Raw genomic sequence first — 9,441 nt, 5'->3', positions numbered from 1 at the left:
CCCGGCGTCGGTGTGTGGACGGCCGCCGAGACGCTGCAGCGATCGCACGGCGACCCCGACCGGATCAGCGTCGGCGACTACCACCTGGCGTCGATCGTGGGATACGCGCTCACCGGTTCGAAGACCGATGACGACGGGATGCTCGAACTCCTGCAGCCGTGGGCCGGCCAGCGGCAGCGCGTGGTGCGGCTGATCCTCGCGTCCGGTCGACGGCAGGAGCGGCGAGGTCCGCGCGCGACGATCACCGACCACCGGCGGCGGTGAGGGCGGGAGCGCTCCTCACGCCAGGTGCGGGTCGTTCTTCCAGGCCGGCATCGTGGACATGTACGCCCGCGTCGCCTCCTCGACTTCGGCGCGGCTCTGCTCGGGATGCGAGCGCTGCTGCCAGGCGGTCATCCGCTCGAAGCGCTCGTCGAAGCTCTGCAGGTTGCCGTCGGCGTCCGTGCAGTTGGCGCAGTAGCGGCCGCTCTCGATCGGCATGCCGCAGCTTTCGCACGTGAGATCGGTGGTCATGGTCGTTCTCCTTCTGTATGTGGAACTTCCGAGAGGTAGGAGGCGTCGACGAGCGCGCGCATCGTCGCGAGGAGTTCCGCCCTACGCACTGCGGGCATCCGTTCGAGAGCGGATGCCAGGAGCGGCAACGCCAGAACGCTCGCGTCATCACGCAGCACGTCGAGGCCGGCATCCGTCAGCCAGACGAAGGTGCGGCGTCTGTCGGCCGGGTCTGCACGCCGCTCGAGCAGGCCCTTGCGTTCGAGGCCGGTGACGATGTCGCTGGCGACGGACTGGGCCCGGTCGAGGTGTTCGGCGAGCTCGCCGACCGAGAGCGGTCCAGACATCGACAGGTGCGTCAGCACTGCTCGCGAGGCGCCGGGCAGTGCGCTGCGCTTGCCGTCGCGGCGGTGATAGGTGAGGTAAACCTGCTGGAACAGCCGGTCGAAAGTCTGGGCGTCGTCTGCCGCTCGCTCGTTCGGGCTCGCGTTCTCGGTCACGCGATCAGAGTCGCGCCGACCGGATGCATCGTCAATCCCGATGGATCGCCGGGTGCGTCAGTCCGGGTCTGACGGGTCGATCGGCTCGTGGTGGTCGCGGTTGACGATGCCGCGCTTCCAGTAGCCCTGCACGTCGAGCTGGTCGGGGCGCAGTCCGGCGTCGTGCTTGAGGTACCGGCGCACCGGCACGAGGGAGGATGCCTCGCCCGCCGCCCACACGTAGACATCCGGTGCGAAGTCCAGCGAGCGCACCGCCTCGTCTAGCTGCCCGGGGCCGTCCTCGCGGTACAGCCACTCGACGGAGGCGCGCTTCAGCTGCTCCGAGGTGAGGTACGGCTCGACCTCCTCGTCTGCGACGTCGAGCAGTGCCGTGATGCGAGTGGATGCCGGCAACAGGTCGAGCCACCTGGTGAACGCCGGGAGCGCGGTCTCATCGGCGATCAGCACGGCCTCGGAGACGTCGCGCGGCGCCAGGTGCGAGCCGCGGGGCCCGGCGACGGCGATCTCGTCGCCGGGATGCGCCGCGGCGGCCCAGGCAGAGGCGGGACCGCCGCCGGCCGGGTCCTTCGGGTTGCCGTGTGCGGCATCCGGAGCGTGGAGCACGAAGTCGATGTCGAGCTCAGCAGCGCCGAACGGGGCGGGGCGGAACTGCCGAGGGGTGTAGTCGCGGGAGATGATCACGCCGTCGGTCGGGCGGTGCAGCCCGTCGGCGCGCAGCTCGGGGATCGTCAACTCCCCGGTGGCCGGATCGGGGAAGAACACCTTGACGTGGTCCGTCGGGCCCGGTGCGGAGAAGTCTTCGAGGGCGTCGCCGATGAGCGTGACGCGCACCATGGAGGGCGTCAGCTGATCGATGTGCGAGACGGTGAGGAGCCGGATCGCCATCTCGTGGCGAAGGTGATCGCGTGTGGCCATGTCTCGACGCTACCTCCAGCGCGCAAATGCGCACCGACCCCGCCCGGCCTTCCAGTGGGTAGGACGGTCGGTACTAGGGTGGGCGGGTGCCCGCCGGGAAGACCCCACCTGACGCGCACGGCTCGCCGTCGAGTTACGCCCGACACCCCCGCGAATCAGGCGGCGCGCTGTGGCGCGTGCGGTCGCGCGCGCAGATCGGCCTGCTGGCCGCGATGGCCGGAACGATCGCGATCGTCGCCGCGCTCGTCGGCGTGATCGTGGGCATCGCGGCGCAGGCGCCGACCTCCTCGGTGCGTAGCACGCTCGAGACCGGCCCCGCGTCATCCGTGTCGCGCACGGTGTCGTGGACCTGGAGCGCCGGCGACCAGCATCCGTCGGCGGCGGACGTGCGCGCGGCTCTGCACAAGGAGTTCGCCGGGCTGCCGGTCATCGTCACGAACGACGACCAAGGCGCTGCGCGCTCCACCCGCTGGACAGTGACTCCGGATGCCTCGCGCATCCGCCCGGACCAGCTCGCCGCGGTGCGCCGCGCGGAGTCCCGGATGGGCGACGTCGTGAGCGGCCTGCCCGGCATGAGCGACACGAGCGTCGCGGTCTCCGGCGGCGGCACCGAGGCGCTCGCACGCATGGAGCAGGCGAACGAGGCGCTGTCCGCGGTGCTGCCGGTGCCGGCATCCGTGCTGGCCGTCGCGGGCGTGATCGCCCTCTCGCTGCTGGCTGGGCTGCTCGTGGATGCCCGCGACAACGAGACCCGTCTGCTGCGGGCCCGGGGCGCCTCGGTTCGTGTGATCGTGCTGGCCGACTCCGTCGAGATCGTCCTCTCCGCCGTCGCGGGATGCCTGGTCGGCGCGGCCGCAGCCGCGGTCACGCTTGCACTCACGGTGGGAATGCCGGGTTCCACCGCTCTCGTGCTTCCCGGCATCGGCGTGCTGATCGGCTCGGTCGCGGTCGTGCTCGCGTTCTCCACTCTGGCGGCGGAGCGGGCATCCGGCGAGGCGCGTCAGCTGTCCGGTCGCACCCGGCTGGGCATCTCGGCCGGTGCGACCCTGGTGTTGCTCGCCATGGCCGGGATCTCGATGTGGCGGTTCGTGCAGGGACAGGCATCCGCCGGTCCGGTCGACCCGATCGCGGTCATCGCCCCTGCCGCCGTGCTGTGCGCACTGGCGACGTTCGCCGTCATCTTCTTCGCACCGGTCTCGACGGCGATCGAGACCGGTGTCTCGCGGTCGCCGGGTGTGGCGTCGCTGCCGATGCGGCTGGTCTCGCGGCATGCCGCCGTCTTTGCGGCGCCGGTCGCGCTGCTCACGCTGGCCGTTGCGGTGTCGACCTTCGCCAGCGGATACCAGGCGACGTGGGTCTCATTCCTCTCCTCCTCGTCGCGTCTCGTCGTCGGCGCGGATGCCCGCCTCGACCTCGAAGCACCGCAGTTCGTCGGCGGCCCGCAGAATGCCGTGCCGCTGAAACGGATCGCCGACGTGCGCGGAGTGAGCGTCGCGGCGCCGGCGATGACGATTCCCGCGCAGATCGGTCCGCTCGCCGTCGACCTGGTCGGCGTGCGTGCCAGCGAGCTGCAGGCGCTGAGCACTGCGCCGGATGCCATGTTCGACGCGAGCACGATCGCCGACGATCTGACCCGGTCGAGCCAGTGCGCCAAGGACGACAGTGGCGGATGCACGATTCCCCCCACGGGAGGGCGATCACGCGCTGAAGCTCCCTATCGCACGGCCGTGACGCAGCAAGCTGCGCCCCGGAACCGGCGATGGGGGCCCCTCGTGCAGGCGGCCGGCCAGGGCATCGTCGTTCCGGCCGGCGCCAAGCAGGTCACGCTCACCGTTCGCGCCGGTGCCTCCCAGGCGACGACCGCGCACCTCACCGCGTGGCTGGCCGCCCCGACCGGTGAGGTCATCCCGGTGTCCGCCGGCGCCGTGCCGGTGTCCGCGGTGGCCAGGGCCGGAGCATCCGTTCCCGAGCAACGGGTGACGATTCCCCTGCCGGAGGGCGTCTGGACGATCTCGGCGTTCGACCTCGCCGTCGACCTGCCGCCCGCTCCGGATGCGAACACGCCGGTCTCGCTGCGGAACATCCGGGTGTCGATCGAGTCGGCCTCGGCGGGTGCCACGCGCCTGACCATGCCGAGCACCGGATGGCAGCTGCAGGACGGCGTGTACGACAACGGCGACGGCGTCGCCACGCGCGGCCGCGCGAGCGACCTCGGTTTCGACGGAAACGTCGCCTCGAGCACGGCGACGTCGGTGCGGGCACGCCTCGCGCCGCAGGTGCAGTCGCTCGCCGTGCCCGTGGCGATCAGCACGGCGACGGCGGCGCAGACCGGCCTCAAGGTCGGCAGCACGACCTCCATCGACCTTCCGCAGGGTCCGCTGCAGGCCCGCGTCGCCGCGGTGACACCGCAGGTGCCAGGCACCGACACCGCCTCCGCGGCACTCGTCGACCTTCCGATCCTCACCGCGGCCATGCTGCACACGTCGCAGGACCTGCCCGCCGTCGACACGGTCTTCGTCGTCGCGCAGAAGGATGCCCGCCTCGAGCCCGCAGCGCTGCAGCAGGCCGCGGGCTCCGGCTCGGTGGTCACGCCCGACGTGACGCTTCCCACCCGGTTCATCGGTCCGGTCGTGCTCGCCCTCGAACTCGGCGCATACGGATGCTGCGCCCTCGCCGTCGTCGCCCTCGCCGCCAGTCTCGCCGCGCTCTGGCGTCGACGCAGAAGCGAGACGGTCATCCTGCGCGCCATCGGGTTCCGACCGCAGGTGCAGGCGGCGACCCGCAGCGGAGAGGCGGCGCTCGCCGTGGGCTACGCGATCCTCTGCGGCGTGCTCGCCGGCATCGTGGTGACGCTCGTGGCGGGCAACGCGCTGGCGAGGCGCTCCGTTCCCGGTGCGCCCACGAGCCTTCCGGTCGTCGGCACGTTCGACCTCGTCTGGCTGATCGGATGCCTCGCGGTGCTGCTCGCCGTGCTCGCGCTCGTCGTCGTGCGCTATGCCGTCGCGCTGTACCGGAGCGCCGTTCGCGCCGTTCCGGGAAGGACGACGACGTGAACACCGGCGGCGAGGCCTCAGTACGGAGCAGCACAGCCGCCTTGCTGTTGCGCCCACTGAAGACGTTCCGCTCCGGCTTCGTCGCGCTCGGCATCATCGTGCTGCTCGCCACCGCCGGAGTGGTCGCGTGGCCGGCCGCGACCAGTGCCCTCGTGATGGCGGATGCCCGCGACCGGCTCGCACAGACATCCGCGGCCGACCGCGACCTCACCGGCGTGGCGCCCGTGCAGTTCGTGCCGGGCGGAGATGGTCTGCCCTCCACGGCAGGCACGCTGATGACGAGCCTGCCGAACGCGCTCGAGAAGGCGCGGGACAGCATGCAGCCTGCGCTGCACTCCGTCACGCGCCCCGGCCGATTCGTCGCCCGCTCCGACGGCGTCTCGGTCCCGAACGCGCCGGTGGGGCTGCCCGTTCAGCGGGTGGCCACGGATCCGCCGCGATCGGCGCTCGGGTTCTCGATCGAGGCGGACCCGCGACTGCAGTCCGACGCGGCGCTCGTCGACGGGACCTGGCCGACGGGCGGGCTCGACGGCCACACGCTCGACGTCGCGGTTTCCGCGGCCACGGCGAAGAGCCTGAAATGGAGCGTCGGCGCGACGCGCACCGTGAACCTCAACACCGGCGTAGCCAACACCTCGCCGACGCTGGGGCGGCTGGCCGGCACCGAGCAACACTTGGCGTTGGAGTTCCGGCTCGTCGGAACGGTCGCCCCGCGAAATCCGTCGGCCGACTTCTGGGCGCTCGACCCGATACGCGACTCCCTGGGGCAGAGCATCTCGGGGAGCGATTCGAGGACCACCTTGTTCCACGGCGTCGTCTGGATGGATCCGGATGCCTGGCCGCAACTGGCGATGGGTTTCGGCTCCCCGTATGTGCTCGCCTGGTACGGGGTGAAGCCGTCCGCGATAGACGTGGCCTCGTTGCCGGACATCTCGGCCTCCGCCACCAGCTTCCTGGCCCAGCCCATCGATACCGGAGCCGGGATCGCGGCTCAGCCGCTGCGGATGACCAGCCGTCTCCCCGATATCGCGCAGTCCATCACGGCGCGCGAGGGCCCGGTGCCCACACTTCTCGCGATCGTGGCGATCGGTCCGCTCGGCGCCGCCGTTGCCGTGCTGTTCGTCGGCGCCCGCCTGATGACGTCGCGCCGTGCCCGCGAGCTGCAGCTCGTGCGGGTCAGGGGCGGGTCAGAGCGGCGCGTGCGCGGCACCCTCGCGCTGCAGACCGCCCTCATCACAGTGCCGGCGGCGGTCGTGGGCGGAGTCGGGGCGGCGCTGGCGACGGCAGTTCTGTTCGGCGAGGTGACGGCATCCGCTGCTCTGCTGATCGCCGCCTGCGCGATCGTGCCGCCCTGCGCCGTCGCGATCACGGCGTCGCCGGAAAGTGCAGGCAAGCGCCGCCCGGTGACCGCGCTCATCGCCGAGCTGTTCGTGCTCGCTCTGGCGTGTGCGTCGTGCGTTCTGCTGTTGCAGCGCGGAGCGACCACCGCGACCGATCCGACCAGCATCGACCCGCTGCTCGTGGCTACGCCGCTCCTGCTCGTGTTCGCCGTCTGCGTGCTCGTGCTGCGGGTGTACCCCGCTCTTCTGCGACTGATCGGGCGGGCGGCGCGCTCCTCGCGGGGCGCCGTGTCGCCGGTCGGCTGGGCCGCTGCGTCGCGTGGTGGAGCCGGCCGCCGCTGGCCGCTCTTCGCCATGCTGACCGGCGTCGCGGTGGCCGTGTTCGCCAGCACCACGTTCACCACCCTGGTGACGAGCGCCCAGACGGATGCCGTTGCCCGGGTCGGCGCCGATGTCACGGTGAGCGGCCGGCTCTCCGACGCCCAGCTCAAGGAGTTGCGCGGCATCGACGGCGTCACCGTCGTCGCTCCGCTGCGCCTCGTCGGCTACGCGGCCACGTCGGGCGGCGAGAACGTCGCCGCGTACCTGGTGGATGTGCACGCCGTCGCCGCAGCACAGGCGAACGTCGCCGACGGGCAGCGGTTGTTCCCGGATGCCGGCAGCAGCGGCGCGGCTCCTGTCGTGGTGAGCGGACTGCCCGAGTCCACGCCGGTGACGAGCCTCACGTTCGACAACGGCCGGAGCACGGTGCCGGTGCACGCCGTGCATCGCGCCAAGGACTCGGCGGCGCCGTTCCTCACCGACGAGACCTGGGCGCTGGTCGACCAGGCGCGCGTGCCTTCGTCGCTGCGCGAGGAATCCACGGCGATGTTCGCGATGATCGGCGTGCGCCCCGGGATCGACACCGCGAGGGTCGCAGCCGCGGCGCAGGCGGTGGCGGGCAAGGCAGCCCACGTTGACTCGGTTCAGGCGGAACGGATGCGCCAGGGACAGGGGCCGCTGCTGGCGGGCATCCAGAGCCTGATGCTCGCCGGAACGGTGCTCGCACTGCTCATGGCGGTCGGGGCTCTGCTGCTCACACTGGCGATGGCGAGGGGCCAGCGCATCAAGTTGCTGGCGGTGCTCCGCACGCTCGGTTTCGATCGCACCCAGTCAGCGGCGCTCGTCGCGTGGGAGATCGTGCCGCTCGCGGCCACGGCCATCGTGGCCGGCGTGCTCACCGGTCTTGGGCTGTCTTGGCTCGTGGTGGCAGCGGTCGACCTGCGAGCCGTCACCGGGGCGCTGGCGAAACCCGAGCTGGCGCTCTCGCCGGGCACCGTCGGGCTCGTCGTCGCGCTCTTCGCTCTCGGAACCGCCGCCGCGCTGGCCTTCGCGGTCGCTGCGGCGCGGCGGTCCGATCCGGCGAGAACGCTTCGTGCGGCAGAGGAGGAATTGTGAACGACACCGATACCGCCATCAGCTGTTCCGACCTGGTACGCATCTACTCCGGTGAGGGCGTGGAGGTGCAGGCGTTGCAGGGGCTGAACCTGCACGTGTCGCGGGGGGAGCTGGTCGCCATCATCGGCGCATCCGGATCGGGGAAGTCGACGCTGCTCGGCATCCTCTCCGGACTCGACAAGCCCACAGCGGGCAAGGCGAGCGTCGCAGGGCGCGACCTGCTGTCGCTCACGCGCAAGCAGCGCCTGGACTACCGCAGACACGTGGTCGGGTTCATCTGGCAGCAGACCGAGCGCAACCTGCTGCCGTACCTGACCGCGCGCGAGAACGTGATGATGGCGATGAGCCTGGCGGGAACCCCTTCTCGGGGAAGCCGATCGGCCGAACTGCTCGACATGCTGCAGATCGCGCATCTGGCGGACCGGATGCCCGCACAACTGTCGGGCGGTGAGCAGCAGCGGGTGGCCATCGCGGTGAGTCTGGCGAACGAGCCGGAGGTGCTGCTCGCCGACGAGCCGACCGGAGAACTCGACGATGCCACCAGCGCCGAAGTGCTCGAGGTGATGCGCACCGTCAACCGCGAGCTCGGCGTGACGACGCTCATCGTGACGCACGATCCCGCGGTGTCGGAGCACGTGCGACGCACCGTGCTGATCCGTGACGGACGCACGTCGACCGAGGTGTTCCGCAGTCACGGCGACGATGGCGAGCACTCGGTGGCGGAGGAGTTCACAGTGATCGATCGCTCCGGTCGGCTGCAGCTTCCCGCGGAATATGTGTCGCGGCTGCAGCTGCGCGACCGCGTGCGGCTCGAGCTGGAGACGACGCACGTGCGCGTCTCGCCCGCTGGGCGGCCTGCGACCGTCCCGGCCGCTTCGGGTGCGGATCCTGGGGCAGTCGCGAGCTCGGCCGAGGAGCCCGAAGGGCGCATCGACGAGCCCTACGAGGAGGGGGTCCGGTGACCGAGCTGCAGACCGAGGAACGGGCATCCATCGCCCCGATCCTTCGTGCTCATGGGCTCACCCGAGTGTTCGGTGAGGGCGCGACGCGGGTGGAGGCGTGCGCCGGAGTGGATGTCGAGGTGCGGCCGGGCGAGCTCCTCGTGATCAGGGGGCGGTCGGGTTCGGGCAAGACGACGCTGTTGAACATGCTCGCGGCCGTCGATCGGCCGACCAGCGGATCCGTGTGGCTCGGCGATGCGGAGCTGAGTGCGGCGAGCGAGGACGAGTTGGTGCGCATCCGTCGTGACCGGATCGGGTTCGTGTTCCAGGGTTTCGGACTGATCCCGGTGCTCTCCGCCGCCGAGAACGTCGAGCTGCCGTTGCGGCTTCTCGGTGTTCCTGCCGCGGAACGGGAGCAGCGTGTCGCGCGGGCCCTGGGGGATGTCGACCTCACGCAGCATGCAGCGCAACGGCCGCCGGAGATGTCGGGTGGCCAGCAGCAGCGGGTGGGAATCGCCAGGGCGATCATCTCGGAGCCGGAGGTGCTCTTCGCGGATGAGCCGACCGGACAGCTCGACAGCATCACGGCCGGCGCGATCATGGAGCTGCTCGTCACGCTGGTGCACGACCGTGGGACGGCTGCCGTCGTCACCACCCACGATCCTGTGCTGGTCGCGCGTGCCGACCGTGTGCTGGAGCTGCACGACGGGCACGTCGTGAGCGAGGTGTCGGGGGTGGGGGTGGGGTCCGCCGGGTGAGCCCC

The 9,441-nt window shown here is 71.3% G+C and carries 7 protein-coding genes and 1 pseudogene; 5 read left to right on the top strand and 3 right to left on the bottom strand.

The genetic code is table 11. The features are described 5' to 3' along the window. Positions 1-264, top strand: a pseudogene (locus ACTHNC_RS01410) (DNA-3-methyladenine glycosylase 2 family protein); the annotation flags it as partial. A gap of 15 nt (positions 265-279) precedes the next feature. Here ACTHNC_RS01410 and ACTHNC_RS01405 read toward each other — a convergent pair. Genes ACTHNC_RS01405 through ACTHNC_RS01395 form a run of 3 tightly spaced genes read right to left on the bottom strand, consistent with a single transcriptional unit; the run spans position 280 to position 1,907 of the window. Further along, positions 280-513, bottom strand: a complete 234-nt coding sequence (locus ACTHNC_RS01405; protein ID WP_440292801.1) for a zinc ribbon domain-containing protein — start codon at positions 511-513, stop codon at positions 280-282. Next, the gene (locus tag ACTHNC_RS01400) at positions 510-992 is read right to left on the bottom strand and encodes a MarR family winged helix-turn-helix transcriptional regulator (RefSeq protein WP_440292800.1); all 483 of its coding nucleotides are present in this window, start codon (positions 990-992) and stop codon (positions 510-512) included. The genes ACTHNC_RS01405 and ACTHNC_RS01400 overlap by 4 nt, the downstream gene beginning before the upstream one ends. Positions 993-1,049: 57 nt before the next feature. Continuing rightward, positions 1,050-1,907 (bottom strand): siderophore-interacting protein, encoded by an 858-nt coding sequence (locus ACTHNC_RS01395; RefSeq protein WP_440292799.1) that lies wholly within the window; start codon positions 1,905-1,907, stop codon positions 1,050-1,052. A gap of 86 nt (positions 1,908-1,993) precedes the next feature. On the opposite strand from ACTHNC_RS01395, the gene ACTHNC_RS01390 reads away from it, so the two are divergent. From ACTHNC_RS01390 to ACTHNC_RS01375, 4 genes are read left to right on the top strand one after another with little or no spacing between them, the layout of a single operon-like run. Next, a complete protein-coding gene (locus ACTHNC_RS01390) occupies positions 1,994-4,960 on the top strand; it encodes a hypothetical protein (protein WP_440292798.1) in 2,967 nt (988 codons plus the stop codon). After that, positions 4,957-7,737: an FtsX-like permease family protein gene (locus tag ACTHNC_RS01385; RefSeq protein WP_440292797.1), complete on the top strand. Its 2,781-nt coding sequence runs from the start codon at positions 4,957-4,959 to the stop codon at positions 7,735-7,737. The genes ACTHNC_RS01390 and ACTHNC_RS01385 overlap by 4 nt, the downstream gene beginning before the upstream one ends. Continuing rightward, positions 7,734-8,699: an ABC transporter ATP-binding protein gene (locus tag ACTHNC_RS01380; RefSeq protein ID WP_440292796.1), complete on the top strand. Its 966-nt coding sequence runs from the start codon at positions 7,734-7,736 to the stop codon at positions 8,697-8,699. The genes ACTHNC_RS01385 and ACTHNC_RS01380 overlap by 4 nt, the downstream gene beginning before the upstream one ends. Beyond that, positions 8,696-9,436: an ABC transporter ATP-binding protein gene (locus ACTHNC_RS01375; protein WP_440292795.1), complete on the top strand. Its 741-nt coding sequence runs from the start codon at positions 8,696-8,698 to the stop codon at positions 9,434-9,436. Before ACTHNC_RS01380 ends, ACTHNC_RS01375 begins: the two co-directional genes overlap by 4 nt. Positions 9,437-9,441: the final 5 nt, after the last annotated feature.

The sequence above is a fragment of the Humibacter sp. genome, assembly GCF_051954055.1.
Classification (GTDB): Bacteria; Actinomycetota; Actinomycetes; order Actinomycetales; family Microbacteriaceae; genus Humibacter.
Note: the sequence above shows the minus strand (reverse complement) of the source record. Positions and strands in the feature narration are given on the sequence as shown.